At 72.3% G+C, this 18,799-nt stretch carries 19 protein-coding genes; 9 read left to right on the plus strand and 10 right to left on the minus strand.

The genetic code is table 11. The features are described from left to right. Window positions 1–217 precede the first annotated feature (217 nt). Window positions 218–772: a hypothetical protein gene (locus ACIPY5_RS15400; protein WP_400972169.1), complete on the minus strand. Its 555-nt coding sequence runs from the start codon at window positions 770–772 to the stop codon at window positions 218–220. Window positions 773–1,013: 241 nt separating this feature from the next. On the opposite strand from ACIPY5_RS15400, the gene ACIPY5_RS15405 reads away from it, so the two are divergent. Next, entirely contained in the window at window positions 1,014–1,502 is a 489-nt protein-coding gene (locus tag ACIPY5_RS15405; RefSeq protein WP_309341695.1) for an FBP domain-containing protein, read from the plus strand. 52 nt (window positions 1,503–1,554) lie between these two features. Here ACIPY5_RS15405 and ACIPY5_RS15410 read toward each other — a convergent pair whose 3' ends face one another. From ACIPY5_RS15410 to ACIPY5_RS15425, 4 genes are all read right to left on the minus strand, one after another. Continuing rightward, window positions 1,555–1,902, minus strand: a complete 348-nt coding sequence (locus tag ACIPY5_RS15410) for a hypothetical protein (protein ID WP_309341696.1) — start codon at window positions 1,900–1,902, stop codon at window positions 1,555–1,557. A gap of 85 nt (window positions 1,903–1,987) precedes the next feature. After that, on the minus strand, window positions 1,988–2,422 hold the full coding sequence (locus ACIPY5_RS15415) for a pyridoxamine 5'-phosphate oxidase family protein (RefSeq protein WP_400972172.1): 435 nt from the start codon (window positions 2,420–2,422) through the stop codon (window positions 1,988–1,990). Between the two features lie 60 nt (window positions 2,423–2,482). Beyond that, on the minus strand, window positions 2,483–4,198 hold the full coding sequence (locus ACIPY5_RS15420; protein WP_400972174.1) for an amidase: 1,716 nt from the start codon (window positions 4,196–4,198) through the stop codon (window positions 2,483–2,485). A 146-nt stretch (window positions 4,199–4,344) separates the two neighbouring features. Further along, the gene (locus ACIPY5_RS15425; RefSeq protein ID WP_400972176.1) at window positions 4,345–5,379 is read right to left on the minus strand and encodes an agmatine/peptidylarginine deiminase; all 1,035 of its coding nucleotides are present in this window, start codon (window positions 5,377–5,379) and stop codon (window positions 4,345–4,347) included. 69 nt (window positions 5,380–5,448) lie between these two features. Between ACIPY5_RS15425 and ACIPY5_RS15430 the strand changes: the two genes are divergently transcribed. Further along, complete coding sequence (locus tag ACIPY5_RS15430; RefSeq protein WP_400972177.1) at window positions 5,449–6,045, plus strand: TetR/AcrR family transcriptional regulator; 597 nt, start codon at window positions 5,449–5,451, stop codon at window positions 6,043–6,045. 81 nt (window positions 6,046–6,126) lie between these two features. Here the strand turns inward: ACIPY5_RS15430 and ACIPY5_RS15435 are convergent, their stop codons facing one another. Together ACIPY5_RS15435 and ACIPY5_RS15440 are read right to left on the minus strand one after the other, a co-directional pair. Continuing rightward, complete coding sequence (locus tag ACIPY5_RS15435) at window positions 6,127–6,759, minus strand: cysteine hydrolase family protein (protein WP_400972179.1); 633 nt, start codon at window positions 6,757–6,759, stop codon at window positions 6,127–6,129. Continuing rightward, a complete protein-coding gene (locus ACIPY5_RS15440) occupies window positions 6,756–8,216 on the minus strand; it encodes a purine-cytosine permease family protein (protein ID WP_400972181.1) in 1,461 nt (486 codons plus the stop codon). The genes ACIPY5_RS15435 and ACIPY5_RS15440 overlap by 4 nt, the downstream gene beginning before the upstream one ends. A gap of 218 nt (window positions 8,217–8,434) precedes the next feature. Between ACIPY5_RS15440 and ACIPY5_RS15445 the strand changes: the two genes are divergently transcribed. After that, window positions 8,435–9,808, plus strand: coding sequence for a pyridoxal phosphate-dependent decarboxylase family protein (locus ACIPY5_RS15445; RefSeq protein ID WP_400972183.1), 1,374 nt, complete (start codon window positions 8,435–8,437; stop codon window positions 9,806–9,808). A gap of 34 nt (window positions 9,809–9,842) precedes the next feature. Here ACIPY5_RS15445 and ACIPY5_RS15450 read toward each other — a convergent pair whose 3' ends face one another. After that, a complete protein-coding gene (locus ACIPY5_RS15450) occupies window positions 9,843–11,129 on the minus strand; it encodes a M18 family aminopeptidase (RefSeq protein WP_309341704.1) in 1,287 nt (428 codons plus the stop codon). A 214-nt stretch (window positions 11,130–11,343) separates the two neighbouring features. Here ACIPY5_RS15450 and helR point away from each other — a divergent pair, with 214 nt between their 5' ends. Beyond that, the gene (gene helR / locus ACIPY5_RS15455) at window positions 11,344–13,593 is read left to right on the plus strand and encodes an RNA polymerase recycling motor ATPase HelR (protein WP_400972186.1); all 2,250 of its coding nucleotides are present in this window, start codon (window positions 11,344–11,346) and stop codon (window positions 13,591–13,593) included. A gap of 126 nt (window positions 13,594–13,719) precedes the next feature. Here helR and ACIPY5_RS15460 read toward each other — a convergent pair whose 3' ends face one another. Beyond that, window positions 13,720–14,736 (minus strand): DUF5937 family protein, encoded by a 1,017-nt coding sequence (locus ACIPY5_RS15460; RefSeq protein WP_400972188.1) that lies wholly within the window; start codon window positions 14,734–14,736, stop codon window positions 13,720–13,722. Window positions 14,737–14,803: 67 nt separating this feature from the next. Between ACIPY5_RS15460 and ACIPY5_RS15465 the strand changes: the two genes are divergently transcribed. Genes ACIPY5_RS15465 through ACIPY5_RS15475 form a run of 3 tightly spaced genes read left to right on the plus strand, consistent with a single transcriptional unit; the run spans window position 14,804 to window position 16,153 of the window. Next, complete coding sequence (locus ACIPY5_RS15465; protein WP_400972189.1) at window positions 14,804–15,160, plus strand: cupin domain-containing protein; 357 nt, start codon at window positions 14,804–14,806, stop codon at window positions 15,158–15,160. Between the two features lie 20 nt (window positions 15,161–15,180). Then, entirely contained in the window at window positions 15,181–15,474 is a 294-nt protein-coding gene (locus ACIPY5_RS15470) for a DUF4287 domain-containing protein (RefSeq protein WP_400972191.1), read from the plus strand. A 34-nt stretch (window positions 15,475–15,508) separates the two neighbouring features. Continuing rightward, on the plus strand, window positions 15,509–16,153 hold the full coding sequence (locus ACIPY5_RS15475) for a dihydrofolate reductase family protein (RefSeq protein WP_400972193.1): 645 nt from the start codon (window positions 15,509–15,511) through the stop codon (window positions 16,151–16,153). A 31-nt stretch (window positions 16,154–16,184) separates the two neighbouring features. Here the strand turns inward: ACIPY5_RS15475 and ACIPY5_RS15480 are convergent, their stop codons facing one another. After that, the gene (locus ACIPY5_RS15480; protein WP_309341710.1) at window positions 16,185–16,538 is read right to left on the minus strand and encodes a DUF4229 domain-containing protein; all 354 of its coding nucleotides are present in this window, start codon (window positions 16,536–16,538) and stop codon (window positions 16,185–16,187) included. A gap of 158 nt (window positions 16,539–16,696) precedes the next feature. Between ACIPY5_RS15480 and ACIPY5_RS15485 the strand changes: the two genes are divergently transcribed. Together ACIPY5_RS15485 and menD are read left to right on the plus strand one after the other, a co-directional pair. Further along, window positions 16,697–17,056, plus strand: coding sequence for a PLD nuclease N-terminal domain-containing protein (locus ACIPY5_RS15485; RefSeq protein WP_309341711.1), 360 nt, complete (start codon window positions 16,697–16,699; stop codon window positions 17,054–17,056). Next, window positions 17,053–18,798, plus strand: coding sequence for a 2-succinyl-5-enolpyruvyl-6-hydroxy-3-cyclohexene-1-carboxylic-acid synthase (menD, locus tag ACIPY5_RS15490; RefSeq protein ID WP_400972196.1), 1,746 nt, complete (start codon window positions 17,053–17,055; stop codon window positions 18,796–18,798). The genes ACIPY5_RS15485 and menD overlap by 4 nt, the downstream gene beginning before the upstream one ends. Window position 18,799 lies beyond the last annotated feature (1 nt).

Here is an 18,799-nt window from a genome sequence, read left to right on the forward strand (position 1 = left end):
GCCGATGGTACTGCAGGGGGGACCCTGTGGGAGAGTAGGACACCGCCGGACTTCCTTTAACAGAAAGGCCACCCAACGCAGGGTGGCCTTTCTGCATTTGCGAAGCATTTCGATTCAAGGCCGCCCCCAGGGGCGGCCTTTTTTCGTGCGTGCGCGCCCCCGCGACCTCCGCCGCTGCGCGGCGGGATTCGCGTGCCCGCGCACGACCGCTGCGCGGTCATGGCCGGTGCAGCGCGACGACCACAAGCTCGGGAGTTGGGCATCGACGCGACGGCGACGCGGGGCTACCCTGGGCGTCAGACGGGCCGTTCGCCCGCCTTCCCCGGTGGCCGAAGGAGCGCGAGATGGACGCGATGATGATGGACTCGATGAAGAGCATGGACATGATGCCCGGAATGCAGGCGATGGACATGGCGCTCATGCAGGCGTGCATGGACGCCTGTTCGGCCTGCGAGCAGGCCTGTACGGTGTGCGCCACGCAGATGATGGACTGCTCGCCGGCCTGCATGAACTGCGCCGACATGTGCAACACCATGATGCGCGCCATGATGCGCCCGCAGGGGATGACACCTGCGGTGATGATGTCGATGCTCGACGCGTGCATGGCGATGTGCCAGCTCTGCATGGACATGTGCATGAAGCACGAGGCGCACAGCGAGGTGTGCCGGATGTGCGCTGCTGCGTGCCAGGCCTGCATGGATGCCTGCATGGCGATGCGCGACTCGATGATGACGGCCTGAGCGGGGCGCTGCGGCCGCGCCGTCTCCACCACGGTGGCTTAGGATCGAAGCATGCTCGTTGTTCGGGGCACCCGTTCGGTGCCGAGGGAGGTCGCTGGCGCATTCCGCGCCGGTGACAGAGGCTGACGCCCCTGCCGGTGGGTTCTTCCCGCCGGCCGGATCGTCGCGCCCGCGTGAGTCCTCCGCGGGTCATCCTCCGGCTGCATCCCTACGGCAGCCGTCTCCTTCCGCCTGCGTTCGGCAGGCGGTCAGACACCGCACAGAGAGCACGACATGCTTCCCCTCGATGAGCGCACCATTCGCGCGTCCTTCCGCAACGCCTCCCGCAAGGAGGCCTCCTCCGCCACCATGCCTCCCGAGTTCGCCGAGATCGACTTCTCGTCGCTCGACTTCCTGGGCTGGTCCGATCCGAAGATGCCTCGACGGGCGTACATCGCCGCGCAGCCCGATGAGGGTTCGCCGATCGCGGTGATGCTGCAGCAGGCCGAACAGCGCACCCTGGCCCGCGCGCAGTGCTCCTGGTGCGAGGACGTCACTCTTCGCAACGACGTGCAGTTCTTCGCCGCGCGAAAGGCCGGTCCCGCGGGGCGCAACGGCGACACCCTCGGCGTGCTGATCTGCGCGAACTTCGGCTGCTCGGCCAATGTGCGGCGCCTTCCGGCGCTCGCCTACGAGGGCTTCGACCGTGAAGCGGCGCGCGCGCAGCGGATCCTGCGCCTGCAGCAGCACGTGCGGGGCTTCCTCCGCGAACTCGGCGCATGACCGCGGACGCCCTTCGCCTGCCTTCCTGGAGGCGAAGGGCGTCTTCCGGAGGTCAGGCGCGGGCGACGTTGTAGCGCAGGGCGCCGATTGCGAGCACATCCCAGCGGGTGTGCACGGCCACGGGCTGGCCAGGCTCGACCTCGAGGGCCGCACCGCCGGCGTTCCAGAGCGACAGCGCCTCGCCGTCGAGCGTGATGACCGCGACGATGCCGGCCGCGCGGTCGACCGACGAGACGAGCGCGTCGGTCCAGCCTGCGGTCGTCGCGGCGGCGAGCCGGGCCTGGATCAGGTGCAGAGCATGCCCCGGGGCGAAGGAGGAGCAGACGTCGCCGTGGTCGCACATGCACGCCGCAGCCTCACGCACCGGAAGGGGCGAAGGGTGGATGCGGGGCGTGGTCACGGTGGTCTCCTCACAGGATCGGTCCGATCAGGCTACGTCCGGGCGTGTCGCGGGCGCCAACAGCCGCGAAATGTGCCGACACACTTCACGGCGTCGACAGGACCGACTCGATCGCGCAGGGCGCGCGCTCGACGTCGTGGTCGCGCATCCAGCGCGGGTGGATCGCGATCACGACGAAGCCGTCGGCGAGGGACCGCGATCCCGGGTACTGCGCGTCGTAGGCCGCGCCGAGCCGGATCCGGGCGTCGCCGTCCAGCACCTCGGCGACGCCCTCGATCTGCAGGCTGCGCACGGCGCCCGTACCGACGACGAGTGCCACCCGCGGCTCGTGCCGCAGGTTCGCGACCTTGCGGGCGGACGCGGGCGCGTTCACGACGAGGGTGCCGTCATCGAGCGCGGCGATCCCCACCAGCGCCGCCTCGGGGGCTCCGTCGGCGGCGGTGGTCGCCAGCACACCCTGCTTCTCTCGCCGCACGGTCGTCACGAGCACGGCGAGCGGGGAGCGGGGCGCGGCATTCATCCGCTCACGATAGCGGGGGCGGAGTCGGCGCAGCGCGGCCGCGCAGGGCATCCGCGACGATCAGAGCCGGGGTGTGCGCGACGGCGCGGTGCGGCGTCCCCCTTCGGTGCCGACCGCCTCGAAGCCCGCCCCGATCCGCAGCAGGGCGCTGTCGTCGTAGGCGCGACCGATGAAGGTGAGCCCGATCGGCATGCCGATGTCCGCCATCAACCCCATCGGCACCGTCACGCTCGGGATCCCGAGGTGGCGCATCGGCAGGTTGCCGTTCGCGATCCAGGTGCCGTTGCGCCAGCCGAGGTCGGCCGAGTCGGGGTTCACATCCATGTCCGCGGGACCCACGTCGGCCACCGCGGGGAAGGCGACGGCGTCGAGTCCGAGTGCATCCATCCACTCCTCGAGGTCGATCCGTCGCGTCTCCTCGAGGCCGGCCAGGCCCCGTTCGAGCTCGGGGATCGACGCGATCGTCGCGCCGGGGTTCTCGCGCACCCAGTCGGGGTACTCCGCGATGTCGTCGTCGAAGCCCGTGTAGCGGTCGGGCAGGGCGCCTTCCGGGTGCGGGAAGATCGTCGCGCCGTCGACATCGGCGAGACTGCGCAGCTGCGGATCCCCGTTCGCCTCCAGGAAGTCCTGCCAGCCCCACGCCGAGAGGTCCACGATCTCGCGATGCAGGTACTCGGGCGTGACGAGTCCGCGCGAGGCGATCGTCGGGGCGCCGGGGCGGTCGCCCTCGTAGTTGGTCACGACCGGGAAGTCGACCTCGACGACCACGGCGCCGGCGCGCTCCAGATCCGCTCTCGCCTGTTCCCAGCGCGCGACGACAGACGCGCGTGTGTCGATGCGCTGCCCGGTCGGCCCGCCGATGCCGGGGTGCTCGGCGGTGCCCGCGTCGGGGTCGGCGTTGATGTACATGCGCGGGATGCCGATGCGCGTGCCGGCCAGGGCCGCAGCCGCGTCGATCGCGAGATCCGGATACGCATCGGGGCGGACCGCCGATGAGACGGGCAGGGTGATCCAGGGCTGGGCGCGCCAGAAGTCGCCACGGGTCTCGGAATCGTCGGCGACGATCACATCGAGGATCTCGAGCAGGTCGGACATGGTGCGCGCGTGCGGCACGACGACGTCCATGGTCGGCACGAGCGGCCAGTTGCCGCGCACCGAGATCACGCCGCGCGAGGGCGTGTACGCGCACAGCGCGTTGTTGGTCGCCGGGCCGCGTCCGCTCGACCATGTCTCCTCGCCGAGCCCGAACGCGCCGAAGCTCGCCGCGGTCGCGGTGCCGGATCCGTTCGAGGATCCGGAGGCGAACGGCGCGGTGAGGAAGTCGGCGTTGTAGGGGCTCTCCGCGCGGCCGTAGACGCCGCGCTGCATGCCGCCGTTGGCCATGGGCGGCATGTTCGTGAGGCCGAGGCAGATCGCGCCGCCCGCGCGGAGGCGCTCGATCGTGAACGCGTCGCGCTGGGCGATCAGCCCGGCGAACGCCGGGGAGCCCGCCGCCGCCGTGAGCCCGCGCACGAGGTAGCTGTCCTTCGCGGTGTAGGGGATGCCGTCGAGCGGGCCGAGGACCTCGCCGCGGGCGCGGCGGGCGTCGGATGCCTCGGCTTCTGCGCGTGCCTCGGGGTTGCGCACCACGACCGCATTCAGCGCGGTGTCCGTGTCAGGTCCGTCGTAGGCGTCGATGCGGGCGAGGTAGGCGTCGACGAGCTCGACCGCCGTGGTCTCGCCGCTCTCCAGGGCTTCGCGCAGGCGCGCGATCGGGGTCTCGACGACGTCGAACATGGGCTGTCCTTCGGAGGGCTCGGTCGCTGCGGGAGTCGGCGCGACGGTGGGCGCGGAGCAGTGCGGTGCGGTGCGGTGCAGTGCGGTGCGGTGTTGGGGACGGTTCCGTGGTGCCTGCCCGGTGAGGCGCAGGCACCACGAGAGCCTCAGCGGCCGAGGGAGGGCTGCTGCTGGGTGATGCAGTGGACGCCGCCGCCGCGGTCGAAGAGCGGGCGGGCGTCGACGGTCACGACGCGGCGGCCGGGGTAGGCCTCGGAGAGGATGTCCCTGGCGCGGGTGTCGGCGACGTCGTCTCCGAACCCGCAGGCGATGACGCCGTCGTTCGTGACGAGGTGGTTGACGTAGCTCCAGTCCACGAAGCCCTCCTCGTCGCGCAGCGTCGACGGAGCCGGCAGATCCACGATCTCGAACGCGCGGCCCGCGGCGTCCGTCTGCGTGGCCAGGTGCGTGCGCAGCGCGGCGGAGACCTCGTAGTCCGGGTGGCCCGGATCCTGCTGGGCGTGCAGGAGGATCCGTCCGGGGGAGGTGATCGCCGCGACGATGTCGACGTGTCCGTTGGTGCCGAAGTCGTCGTAGTCGCGGGTGAGGCCGCGGGGGAGCCACACGGCCTTGGTCGCGCCGATCGTGCGGAGCATCTCCGCCTCGACGCGCTGCTTGTCGAGGAAGGGGTTGCGGCGCGGGTCGAGATGCACGGTCTCGGTGAGCAGGACGGTGCCCTCGCCGTCGACGTGGATGCCGCCGCCCTCGTTCACGAGCGTGGAGCTCACGAGTTCGGCGCCCGCCTCTGCCGCGATGATGCGCGCGTGCTGCGCGGCGTCGTGCCAGCGCGCCCAGGCCGGAGCGCCCCAGCCGTTGAACACCCAGTCCACGGCGCCGAGCGCTCCGGGGCGCTCTGGATCCACGACGAACGTGGGGCCGGAGTCGCGCATCCAGAACTCGTCGACGGGCGCCTCGAGGATCGTCACATCGGACGACAGCATGCGCCGGGCGCGGGTGAGCTCGCTCGGATCCACGAGGATCGTCACCGGCGTGAACTCGGAGACGGCGTGCGCCACGGCGGTCCACGTGGTGTAGCCCTCCTCGCGGAGGGCGTCGGTGTCGCCGAGGGTCTCGCCCTCGGCGGGGAAGGCCATCCAGACACGGTCGTGTCGGGCGGTCTCGCTGGGCATCAGCCAGGGCATCGGTGCTCCTCGGATCGGGTTCGCCACGCTTATTGAACAAGCGGCCAACTAGCGATAATGTATAGCCCCATGAGCACCTCGTCAACCCCTCGGCCGAAGCGGATGCCGCCGGAGCAGCGGGAGAGGGCGATCCTCGACGCCGCGGTCGACCTCGCGCGGCAGGGCGGCATCGCCGGGCTCACCGTGCGGACGGTGGCCGCCGCCGCGGGCGTGACGCCGGCGCTGGTCGCCCACTACCGGCCGAGCATGGATGCGTTCGTCGCCGAGGTGTTCGGCGCGATCGTCGGGGCCGAGCGCGAGGAGGTCGTCGCCGTCGGACGTGCCGGCACGGACCTTCGCTCACGGATCACGCGTGTCGTGGAGACCCTGCTCGACGGCGACCGCGACGACGTGACCCTGGTCTGGGTGCAGGCCTGGGCGGCGGGAGCGCGCAACGAGGAGCTCGCCGCGCGGGTGCGGCTCGAGATGGACCTCTGGCAGCAAGACCTCGAACGGATCGTCGCCGAGGGCGTCGCCGCGGAGGAGATCTCCCCCGAGCGCGCAGAGGGCGTGGCATGGCTGTTGCTCGCGACCGTGGACGGGATGAATGCGCACTCCCTCGTGAAGTGGGCGCCCGAGGACCGCGCCGCCCTCGCCCGCCGCACCGTCGCCGCGCTGCTGGGCTGAGCATCTACCCGCGAAACTCCAACTGGGCGACGAGACTGCGCTGCTGAGCTGCAGTCTCGTCGCCCAGATGGAGTCTCGCGGTCAGGAAGCGGGGTTCTGCAGGAGGGGGAGCGCGGAATCCGTATCGGTGACGGTGAGCTGGGGCGGGTAGAGCGACATGACCTGGATCGCGGCGGCGTGATTCGCCGGATCCGAACCTGCGCACGCGTCGGCGGCGATCGTGATGCGGGCACCCGCGTCGGCGGCGGCCAGCGCGGTCGAGATCACGCAGCAGTCCGTCGAGACCCCGGTGAGCACGACGGGGGCGGATCCGACGCCCTTCGAGCTCAGGAACCGGTCGATCGCGCCCCACTTGCCGAACGTGGGCAGATCGAGCGTCGGATGCGGCGACAGGTCCCGCGCCTCGGGCACGAGGTCGTAGAGCGGATCATCCGCGGGCTTGTCCGCGAAGGGCCAGGCCGCGAAGTACTCGCCCCACGAGGTGCGCCGGTCCGCGGTGGGCAGCCAGCGCGTCACGAGAACCCTGCCCGCCGCGGCATCGGCGAGGCGGCGGATGTTCGCGAACGCGGCGGGGAACATCGGGGATCCCCAGGCCGAATCCGGCGCGGCGAAGATGTTCTGCGGGTCGATCACGACGAGCGCCGGAGCCGGCGCCCCGTTCCCGGGCGCGTCGGCCCGGCTCGCGGACGGGCCCGCCTCAGGTCGCTCCGTCATGCCTGCTCCTGGCGGCGGATCCTCCCGGCGCGGGCGAACCAGGTCACCGCGAAGCCCAGGACGAGCGCGAAGAAGACGCCGAGGTTGGCGTAGGCCCACTCGCCGTCCTTGCCGCCGATCAGGCCGAGGAAGTAGCCCTGCCAGTTGTTCCACGGCGCGGCCTCGGCGAAGGTGTTGATCACGAAGCCCCAGCCGATGACGGAGGCGACGACGAGCGTGCCGATCGAGATGAGGTCCCACGCGCCGTAGCGCCCGCGCGCGTCGAAGAGCGCCTCCTCGTCGTAGTCCTTCTTCCGGCGCAGGATGTCGGCGATCAGGATCCCGGCCCAGGCCGCCATCGGCACACCCAGCGTGATGAGGAAGGACTGGAACGGCCCGATGAAGTTCTGCGCGAAGAACACGACCACGATCGTGCCGATCGTGAGGATCACGCCGTCGACGGCCGCGGCCGCAGGCCGGGGGATCCGGATGCCCAGGCTCAGCAGCGTGAGGCCGGAGGAGTAGATGCCGAGCACCGCGCCGGAGACGAGCGTGAGGATCGCGACGATGAGGAACGGGAACAGCGCCCAGGTCGGCAGCAGGGTCGCGAGCGCGCCGATCGGGTCGGCGGCGACCGCGGCGCTGAGCTTGTCGTTCGATCCCGCCAGCAGCAGGCCGAAGAACACCAGCACGATGGGGGCGACGGATCCGCCGATCGTGTTCCAGGCGACGATCTGCGTGTCGGACGCCGTGCGCTTCTGGTAGCGCGACCAGTCCGCCGCGATGTTGATCCAGCCGAGTCCGAATCCCGTCATCACCATGACCAGTGCGCCGATCGTCTGCGCGAGCGTGCCGTCGGCGTGCGCGAACGCCTTGGCCCAGTCGATGCTGTTCACCGTCAGGATGAGGAACAGGATCGTGAACGCCCCGGTCAGCCAGGTGAGCACCGACTGCAGCTTCATGATCGTGTGATAGCCGAGCACCGAGGCGCCCACGATGAGCGCCGCGACCAGCACGGTCGCGATGAGGTGCACGGCGACGTCGCCGTCGGCGCCGACCCAGCCCAGTGCGTGCAGCACGGTCGTGGTGGCGAGCACGGCGGTGATCGTGAGCGAGGTCTCCCAGCCGATCGAGGTCAGCCACGAGACGATGCCGGGGATCTTCTGCCCCTGCACGCCGAACGCCGCCCGGGACAGCACCATGGTCGGCGCGGATCCGCGCTTGCCGGCGATCGCGATGAGCCCGCACAGCGCGAAGGACACGACGATGCCGATGATCGCCACGACCGTCGCCTGCCAGAGCGAGATCCCGAATCCGAGCAGGAAGGATCCGTAGGACATGCCGAACACCGAGACGTTCGCGGCGAACCACGGCCAGAACAGGTCGCGGGGACGCGCGGTGCGCTCGGACTCGGGGACGATCTCGATACCGCGCCGCTCGATGAGGGCGGCGGATCCGGGCTGGGAATCGGCGGACATGGCTTCATCCTGGCAGGGGTCGCGATCGTGTGGGCGGTCCACCGGGGAATCGGTGCCGCCGAAGCCCCTCACGCGACCCGATCGGCGGGCGCGCAGAGCGCAGCGGGCACTGTGGCGAGCTCCCGTCGGCGCGGTACGATATCGCAGACCCGTTGATCCGGCGCGGCATTCTGCTCGTCGCCGGGCGCCCGTCGGCTTCCGGGTCGGAAGGATCCTTCATGGACGCCGCGCGCATGCATGCCGCCTCGCCCGAATCCGCCGCGATCGTCGACGCCGTGCTCGACTACTCCCGTCGCCGGATGCTCGCCACGGATGTGCCGCTGGACAAGCCGCAGCCCGAAGCCGAGCTGCGCCGTCTGGTCGGCACGACCATCACCGACCAGGGGCTCGGCGCCCAGCGCGCGCTGAGCGTGTTCGAGCACATCCTCGCCCCGGCAAGCCTCACCACGAGCCACCCCGCCTATCTTTCGTTCATCCCGACCGCCCCGACCGTCGCCTCCATCGCCTTCGACCTCGTGGTCTCCGCGTCCGGGCTCTACGGCGGCAGCTGGCTCGAAGGCGCCGGCGCCGTGCACGCCGAGAACGAGGTGCTCGCCTTCCTCGCGGCGGAGTTCGGCCTGCCGGAGACCGCAGGCGGCGTGTTCGTGCAGGGCGGCACGATCGGCAACCTCTCCGCGCTCGCCGCGGCCCGCGACCGCGCCGCGCGCCGCCTGGCCGAGGCCGGCCGCCCCCTGCCCTCGCGCTGGAAGCTCGTGTGCAGCATCGAGGCGCACTCCTCGAACAAGTCCGCCGCGAAGATCATGGACGTGGACGTCGTCGCCGTCCCGGCGGGGCCCGACGGCAAGCTGCGCGCGGACGCCGTGCGCGAAGCGCTCGAGGAGCACGGCGAGGCCGCGTTCGCGGTCGTCGCCACGGCCGGATCCACGAACTTCGGCATCGTCGACGACATCGCCGGGATCGCGGCGCTCAAGGACGAGTTCGACTTCTGGCTGCACATCGACGGCGCCTACGGGCTCACCGCGATGCTCGCGCCCGAGGCGCGGGAGTGGTTCGCGGGCGTGGAGCGCTCGGACTCGCTCATCGTGGATCCGCACAAGTGGCTGTACGCGCCCTTCGACTGCTGCGCGCTGCTCTACCGCGACCCCGAGGACGGCCGTCGCGCGCACACCCAGCACGCGGAGTACCTGGACACCCTCACCGACACGGACGAGTTCAGCCCGTCGGACTACTCGATCCAGCTGACCCGGCGCCCGCGCGGCCTTCCGCTGTGGTTCTCGCTCGCGACCTACGGCGTGGACGCCTACCGCACGGCGGTCTCGGCGACGCTGGCGCTCACGCGCAGGATCGCCGAGGAGATCGCCGCGCGCCCCGAACTGCGCCTGGTGCGGGACCCGCAGCTGTCGGTCGTCGTGTTCGAGCGCGAGGGCTGGGAGCGCGCCGACTACGACCGCTGGTCCGACGAGCTGCTGCAGACGCAGCGCGCGCTGGTGGTGCCGAGCTCGCACGCAGGCCGCACGAACACGCGCTTCGCGATCCTCAACCCGCTCACGACGTTCGAGGACCTCGTCGGGATCCTGGACACGATGCGCTGACCCTTCGTCTCGGTCGCGCTTAGCGCGGGCCGGGTCAGCCGGCGAAGAACGCCTTCGCGACCGACGCCAGATCGTGCAGGTCGCTCACGCCGGCGAGCTCGCGCGCGGAGTGCATGGAGAGGATCGGGATCCCCACGTCGACCGTGCGGATCCCGAGCCGGGTCGCCGTGATCGGGCCGATCGTGGATCCGCAGGGCACGTCGTTGTTCGAGACGAACTCCTGGGTCACGACGCCCGCGGCGTCGCACCAGCGGTGCCAGGCGGCGGCGCCCACGGCGTCGGTGGCGTAGCGCTGGTTCGCGTTGATCTTCAGGATCGGACCGGATCCGAGGACCGGCTGCACGACGGGGTCGTGCTTGCCGGCGTAGTTCGGGTGCACCGAATGGCCGACGTCGCTGGACAGGCACCACGACGACGCGTAGGCCCGGTGCACGTCGACGGCGTCGGCGCCGAGGCCCGCGTAGATGCGCTCGAGCACGTCCTCGAGGATCGGGCCGGCGGCACCGGAGCGGGAACCGGATCCGAGCTCCTCGTGGTCGAACGCGGCGAGCACGGCGATCGCGTGCGGGTCGCCGTGGGCGGCGATCTCGCCGAGCGCGACCACCCCGGCGTGCACCGAGGCGAGGTCGTCCAGGCGTCCGCTCGCGAAGAACGCGTCGTCCTTGCCGAACACGGCGCCGCGGGCGCTGTCGGCGACGACGGCGTCGAAGCCGCGGATCTCCCGAGCATCGACCCCGGCCGCGTCCGCCAGCTCGGCGAGCAGGTCGGCCTCCTCGGGGTCGCCGAGCCCCCACACCGGCTGGGTCTCGGTCTGCTTGTCGAGCGCGAGGCCGTTGTTCACGCCGCGGTCGAGGTGGATCGCGAGCTGCGGCAGCCGCAGCAGCGGTCCGGTCGCGGCGAGCACGACCCGGCCGTCCGCGAGGGCGAGCCGTCCGGCCAGGCGCAGCTCGCGGTCGAGCCACGAGTTCAGCAGCGGGCCGCCGTACACCTCGACGGCCGCCTGGAGCCAGCCCTTGGCGCCCGTGGTGGGGCGCGGCTTGAGCTTGAAGCCGGGGGAGTCGGTGTGCGCGCCGAGCACGTGCACGGGCGTGGTGGCCGTGGCCCCTGCGGGCACGACCCACGCGATGGCGGCGCCGTCGCGCACGATCACGAAGCGGCCGCCGGCCTGTGCGGGCCAGGCCTCCGTCTCATCGAGGCGGGTGAAGCCCTGCTCCACCAGGCGCCGGGCGACCTCCTCCGCCGCGTGATAGCTGGACGGCGACGCGGCGACGTAGTCCGCGAGATCCTCGACGTGCGTGCGGGCGGAGGCGGCGTGGGACATGAGGATCCTTCCGAGGCGGGTGCGCGACCGCCGAGGCGGCGCAGAGCACCTTCGATGCTATCCCGGCGCGATCTCTCGATCCCCGGGAACGACGAAGGGAGCGGACCTCGCGGACCACTCCCTGCTCTTCCATTCTAACGGCGGGGGTGGGGCTTGCGGCAAGGCCCCCCTGCAGGGGCAGACTGTGTGGTTTCGCCCAGGAATCGGAGGATCCGTGCGCCCTGAATCCACCCCTGACACCGCCCTCGCCGCCGACCCGCAGACCACCACGTGGTCGCCATCGGTCTTCGCCCTGCCGCCCGCGCTCTCCCGCAAGGCGGATCCGGCTCTGATCGCCGCCGATGACGCCCACCTCACCGCGATCCGCGACCGGCTCGCCGAGGAGATCGCGGCGATCGAGGCGCGCCTCGTCCGACTCCGCGCCGCCCCCGCCCGCGCGGGGCACGAGGCGCTCGAGCGCGACCTCGAGATCCACCGCTCGAGCTCGCGCCTGCAGCTGCTGCGCCGGTTCGGCGTCGACCTGTGCCTCGGGCGCATGGTCGTCGCGGGCGGCGCCACGGACGAGACCGGCGCCGCGGCAGAGGGCTCCGACACCGTCTACATCGGGCGCATCGGCCTGTCCGACGCCGCAGGACGACGGCTGCTCGTCGACTGGCGCGCACCCGCGGCCGAGCCGTTCTTCGCCGCGACGCACGGGGATCCGGAGGGCCTGATCAGCCGCCGCCGGTATCGCTGGGCGTCGCGCCGGATCACCGACTACTGGGACGAGGTCTTCGACCCCGAGGGGCTCGAGGGGGCGGCGGCGCTCGACGACCAGTCCGCGTTCATCGCGAGCCTCGGCGCCTCGCGCTCGCCGCGGATGCGCGACGTCCTCAGCACGATCCAGGCCGACCAGGACGCGATCATCCGCGCCTCCTCCCGCAACCCGCTCGTCGTGGACGGCGGACCCGGCACGGGCAAGACCGTCGTGGCGCTGCACCGCGCCGCCTACCTGATGCACGCCGAACAGCGGCTCGGGCACGGCGGGATCCTGTTCATCGGGCCGCACCAGCCTTATCTCGCCTACATCGAGGACGTGCTGCCCGGACTCGGCGAGGACAGCGTGCGCGTGTGCACGCTGTCGGATCTGGTGCGGGAGGGACGGGCCGGCGACGGCATGCCGGACGAGCCGGGCCCGCTCGCGCGGGCGCTGAAGTCGGACGCGCGGCTGCTCGACGCCGTGACCGCCGCCGTGCGCTACCACGAGCACGCACCGCGCACGCGGCTGCTCGTGGAGACGCCCTGGCGCGATGTCGTGGTCGAGCCGGCGGCATGGACCGAGGCGTTCGACGCGCCGGAGCCCGGCACGCCGCACAACGACGCGAGGGACGTCGTGTGGGAGGCGCTGATCGGCGCGCTCGTGGAGGACCACGCCGACGAGGACGTGCCGCCGCGGCAGCTCGATCGCGCCCTGCGGCAGAACGGCGAGCTGCAGCGCGCGTTCGTGACGGCCTGGCCGGTGCTGGATCCCGCCGGGGTCGTCGCCGACCTGTGGTCGACGCCGGCGTACCTGCGGATCTGCGCGCCCTGGCTCGCGGAGGAGGAGCGAGCGGCCCTACGCCGGGAGGACGCCAGGGCGTGGACGCGTCAGGATCTGCCGCTGCTCGACGCCGCCCGTGCGCTCACCGGGGACCCGGAGGGGGCGCGGCAGCGACGGCGGCAGGAGGCCGTGACCGCCGAGGAACGGGAGCAGCGCGAACGGGTGCTGGACGAGCTGCTCGCCGCGGACGACGACAAGGAGAGCGCGATCACCGGGTTCTTCTTCGGCGACGATAGCGCCGGGGTGCGCGCGATGCTGCAGGACGAGGCGGCTCTGCCTCGCCGGGATCCCGACGAGCTCGCCGGGCCCTTCGCGCATGTGATCGTCGACGAGGCCCAGGAGCTCAGCGACGCCGAGTGGGCGATGCTGCTGCGCCGCGTGCCGTCGCAGAGCCTCACGATCGTCGGCGACCGCGCCCAGGCCCGGCACGGATTCCGCGAATCGTGGACAGAGCGGCTGGAGCGCGTCGGCCTGCGGCGCATCGCGCAGGCGTCGCTGCGCATCAACTACCGCACGCCCGAGGAGGTCATGGCCGCGGCCGAGCCCGTCATCCGCGCCGCCCTGCCCGACGCGAACGTGCCGGTGTCGGTGCGCGCGAGCGGGATCCCGGTGCGCCGTGCGGCGGCCGCCGACCGTGACCGCATCCTCGCCGACTGGCTCGCGGCGCACGAGGACGGGATCGCCTGCGTGATCGGCGACGACCGGCCGTTCCCGGATGCGCGGGTGCGGTTCCGTACGCCGGTGACCGCGAAGGGTCTCGAGTTCGACCTCGTCGTGCTCGTGGATCCCCAGTCCTTCGGCGAGGGCATCGAGGGCGCGGTGGACCGCTACGTCGCGATGACCCGCGCGACCCAGGAGCTCGTCGTGCTCGAGCAAGGGCGGTGAGCGAGCCCCGCCTCGGGGGCGTTGAGCGACAGCGGTGAGACGAAGCGCGGGACTCTCGCGAGGGCGCCGCGTCTCGTCTCGGTCGGCTCCGCCGTCCTCGCTCAACGACCGGGAGGCACCCGGGGATCAGAGCGTCGCGCCGACCAGCGCCTCGCCGAGCGGGCTGCGCAGGTGCATCATCCGCGCCCCGTCCCGTGTGCTCACGACCAGCCCCGCGTCGCGCAGCACCCTGAGGTGGTGAGAGGCGGTGGACAGGGCGATCCCCGCCTCCTCCGCCACCCGTGTGGTGGTGCGAGGAACGTGCGCGGCGAGCAGGATGCCGGCGCGGACAGGGCCGACGAGCGCGTCGAGCGCGTGCGCGAGGTCGTCCGCGTCCCTGGCCCAGCCGGCGGTCACACCGCGGGCGGGGTAGTACAGCGTCGGCTGGGCCGGCGGTTCCGTGATCACCATGCAGCCCCAGGAGGACATCACGGACGGGACGAGCACCAGCCCGCTCCCGCGGCAGTCCACGTCCTCGCTGTGCCGGCGCAGTCGAACCCGCACGGATCCGTCGCCCCAGCTCACCCAGGGATGGATGGCGGAGGCCATCGCGGCGAGCCCCTCGGTCGCGACGCTGCGGGAGCGCACGGCGACATCGGCGCGGAGGATCCGCTCCAGCTGCGGCCAGACCGGTGCCATCGCGCTGTCCCAGACCTCGGCCCAGGCGTCCGCGATGACCGCGCGCGCCCGTGCCGGGTGATCCTGCATCCGTCGCAGCTCGTCCTGGCGCCGGCCGGACGAGCGCACGACCATCTTCCCGAGGTCGACGCGCATGCCGGGGAGGGGAGCGGAGCGGATCGCCGCGAGCTCTTCGTCGGGCGTGAGATCCCAGCGGGCGGTCGTGGTGAGGAAGTCCGGCATGTATCCGTCGGCGCCGATCACGCGCGCGAGCACGCCGAAGGCCTCGCGGGGCACCCGCCCGCGGAACTCCTTCAGCCATCCCCACGCGAGCGGGTACTGCTCCGGCCGCAGCAGCACGCGCACCGCGTGCGCGAGCTCGTGGCCGGGCGAGATGCCGAATCGCACGGCCTGGATGTCGCCGGGGCTGAGCCGGAAGTCGACGCGGTGGTGCTCCCACTCCACGCCCTCCATGTTTCGAGCCACATCGAAACTCTACGGTGCGCAGAGCGGCCCGGCGAGAGTGGGACCACACCACCGAGAGGACCGGATCATGAGCAGCATCGCCCCCGAGATCGCCGTCGTCGCCCCCGCAGAGATCCGCCTCGGAACGGGCGACGGGCGACGGTTCGAAGGCGCCGAGCACGGCGCCGGCGTCTCGTACTTCTACGTCGACAACCAGCCGGGGCAGGGATCGCTGCTGCACTGGCACCCGTATCCGGAGACCTGGGTCGTGCTGGAGGGCGACGCCGCGTTCACGGTCGGCGACCGCACCATCACGGCGACCGCGGGCGACACCGTCACCGGTCCCGCGTTCGTGCCGCATCGCTTCGAGAACGTCGGATCCGGCACAATGCGACTGATCGGCATTCACGCCTCCGCCGTCATCATCCAGACCGTGGTCGACTGACCGCACCAGAGGAGAAGAACATGTCCTTCCAGGCATATCTCGACGCCGTCGAGACCAAGACCGGCCTCACTCCCCGCCAGATCCTCGATCTCGCCGCCGCGCAGGGGTTCGGCCCCGACACCAAGGCGACGCCGATCCTCGAGTGGCTGAAGTCCGAGTACGACCTCGGGCGCGGTCACGGCATGGCGATCGTGCACGTGATCACGAAGGGGTCCGCCATCAGCACGAAGCACGTCGGAACCGATGGCGTGCACCGGGACGCGAGCGATACGCTCTGGCTCGACGGCAAGGACTCGAACCCGCATCGCGGCTGAGACCTCCCACCCGCTATCAGCAAGGACACCGCACATGGCCGTTCGCGCCGACCTCAACATCTCCCTCGACGGCTACGCCACGACGACCGACCAGACCCCGGAGAACCCCTTCGGCGAGGACTGGGGCCGTCTCGTGGCCGCCTACACCGCCACGCGCACCTTCCGGGAGCGCGTGCTGGGCGATCCGTCCGGTGGAACGACCGGCGTCGACGATCGCTACGGCGCCGCGTACTTCGAGAACATCGGCGCGGAGATCATGGGCGCCGGCATGTTCGGGCTGCACAACTTCCCCGATGACGCGGACTGGCGCGGATGGTGGGGCGAGGAGCCGCCGTTCCACTGCCCGGTGTTCGTGCTGACGCACGGCGCGGGCCGTGCGCCGATCTCGTTCGCCAACGGCACGGAGTTCCGCTTCCTCGACGCCGCGCCGGAGGAGGCGCTCGCCCTCGCGACCGCGGCGGCCGGAGGCGCGGACGTGCGCATCGGCGGCGGCGTCGACACGGTGCGCTCGTACCTGGCCGCGGGGCTCGTCGACCGCCTGCACGTCGGCATCACGCCGATCCTGCTCGGGCGCGGCAAGAACCTGTGGGCGGATCTGCGCGGGCTCGAGAGCGACTACACGGTCACGAGCGAGGTCGCCGAGAGCGGCGTGGTGCACGTGACGTTCGCGCGCGACTGAGCGGCCGCGCGGAAGCCGGGCTGCGTGGCGGTCAGGCCGCGTGGCGGGATCCGGCGTCGCCGGATCCGTTCGCTCCCGAGTCGTCCGCAGCGGGCGCGTTCTGGTCCGTGCTGTCGGCGGCGGGAGCCTCGGCGTCCTCGATGTCCTCATCGGTGGGAGCGGAGTCGGCCTTCGCCGAGCGCTTCGCGTAGATCGCACGAGAGGCGTCGGAGAGCGGGTTGCGCAGGAACAGCAGCGAGATGCTGATGCCGATGAGCGCCGCGAACAGCGCCGCGAGCCACCAGAACTCCCGGAAGATGGGGAAGAAGAACCACAGGATCCCCAGCGGCACGAGGAACGCCAGCAGGCGCAGCACCGAGTACACGAGCAGGGGAGGAAGTTTCACGGGTTCAGTCTAGGAGGGCGCGTTCGGCACGCGCTGTGAGGCCTCTATGCCGATGCTCGGTTTGCGGGCTCCCTGGGGCTGTCCGCGGGCTCCACCGGGCTGCCGCGGGGCTGCCGCGGGGCGGGTCCGCGAGCCTCGGGCATGCCTACACTGGGAGAGTGGCACGTTTCCTTGTGATCGGCGGCTTCCTGGCCGCGGTCTTCTGGGTGTTCAGCATCGTCGACTGCATCGTGCAGCCGGCGAGCCGGCACCGTGGCGTGCCCAAGGGCGTGTGGATCGCCATCGTGGTCCTCATCCCCGTGATCGGCGGCCTGCTGTGGTTCACGATCGGACGCACCCGGCGCGGCCGCACTGCGGATCAGGAGCGCTACCTGCCGCTCGACGACGTGGATCCCGCCGCACGGCCCGCCGAGCGGATCAGCGCCGCCGAGCAGGAGCGGCTGATCCGGGAGCTCCAGGAGGAGCTGTCCCGCCTCGACGACCGCGGCGACACCGACACCCCCGGCCCGCGCACGTGACGACTCCGCCCTCCGAGGATCCGGCCTCGGGTGCGGCCCCGGTCTCCGTCGCGGGCTCGGTCTCGTCCTCCGGCCCTGTCTCGTCGTCCGGCCCGGTCTCGTCTCCCGCGACCGAGGCGGCCGTGCGGCTGCTGACCGGTCTGATCGCGCACGGCGTGCGCGACATCGTGCTGTCCCCGGGTTCGCGCTCCCAGGCGCTCGCGCTCGCCGCGGTCGCGCTCGCCCGGTCCGGATCCGTGCGCGTGCACGTGCGCATCGACGAGCGGGTCGCCGGCTTCACGGCCCTGGGCCTCGGCCGCGAAGCGGGCGTGCCCGCGGCGGTCGTCTGCACCTCCGGCACCGCGGCCGCCGGATACCTGCCTGCGGCGATGGAGGCGTTCCACGCCGGGGTCCCGCTGATCCTGCTCACCGCCGACCGCCCGCCCGAGCTGCGCGGAGTGGGGGCGAACCAGGCCACGATCCAGCCCGGCATGTACCGGCCGTGGGCGCGATCGAGCATCGACGCGCCCGTGCCGGGGGAGGTGGATCCGACGCTCTTCGCAGAGCTCGCCGCCGATGCCGTGGCCGTCGCCCTCGGCGCCCCCGGCGAGGGGCTCGACGGTGTCGCCGGCCCCGTGCACCTGAACCTGCCCGCACGCGAGCCGCTGTCCGGGCCGATGCCGGATCCTCTCCGCGCCGTCCTCGGCTCCGCTCCGCGCCTCGCGTCGGGGGAGCCGCTGCGGGTCCGCCGGGGTCCGCGCACGCTCGTCGTCGCCGGGGCGGACGCCGGTCCGGGCGCCGAGCGGATCGCGCGCGCCGGCGGCTGGCCGCTCGTGGCCGAGGTCGTGAGCGGCTCCCGCTTCGGCCCCCATCTCGTGCCCGCCTACCGTGAGCGGCTGCGCGATCCTGCGCTCGCCGACCGGATCGAGCGCGTGATCGTCTTCGGGCACCCGACGCTCAGCCGCGAGGTCGCGGCCCTGCTGCGCCGCACGGACCTGGAGGCGATCGTCGTGCGCCGGGGCGGCGAGCGGCTGAACCTCTCCGGCGTGGCGGTCGACGCGCGCGCGGTCGAGGTCGAGGCGAGCACCGGGGCCGACCCGGACTCCGTTGCGGACGCGGAGGCGTGGCTGGCCGCGTGGACCCGGCCTGCGGCGTCGTCCGTGGACGGCGCCGGCACGGGGGCCGGCCGCCTGCTGGACCGCGCCGCGCTCGTGCGGGCGGTGTGGGCGGCGACCGGATCCGACGACCGTCTGCTCTTCGGATCCTCGCGGATCGTGCGGGTGGCAGACCAGGCGCTCGAGGGCAGGGACGCGCGCGTGCACGCGAACCGCGGGCTCGCCGGCATCGACGGCACGATCGCGACGGGTGTCGGGATCGCGCTCGCCGCGCAGTCCGGCGGGGCTGACCGAGCGCGGGAGGGGGCGGGCGGAAGCGGGGTCACCCGGGTGCTGCTCGGCGACCTTTCGCTCCTGCACGACGTCGGATCCCTGCTGCTGCCGGGTGATGAACCGGCTCCGCGGATCCAGGTCGTCGTCGGCAACGACGGGGGAGGGACGATCTTCGACGGGCTCGAGGTCGCCGGCACCGCCGCCACGGAGGACCTCGACCGCGCCTTCTACACCCCGCAGTCCGTCGCTCTCGCGCCCCTCGCTGCGGCGTACGGGTGGGCCCATGCGCGGGCCGCGACCCCCGACGAGCTCGTGCGCGCGCTGTCCGCGGAGGTCGCAGGACCGCAGCTGATCGAGGTCCCGCTGGCGCGCTGAC

Source organism: Microbacterium sp. NPDC089698, from assembly GCF_044749045.1.
Classification (GTDB): domain Bacteria; phylum Actinomycetota; class Actinomycetes; order Actinomycetales; family Microbacteriaceae; genus Microbacterium.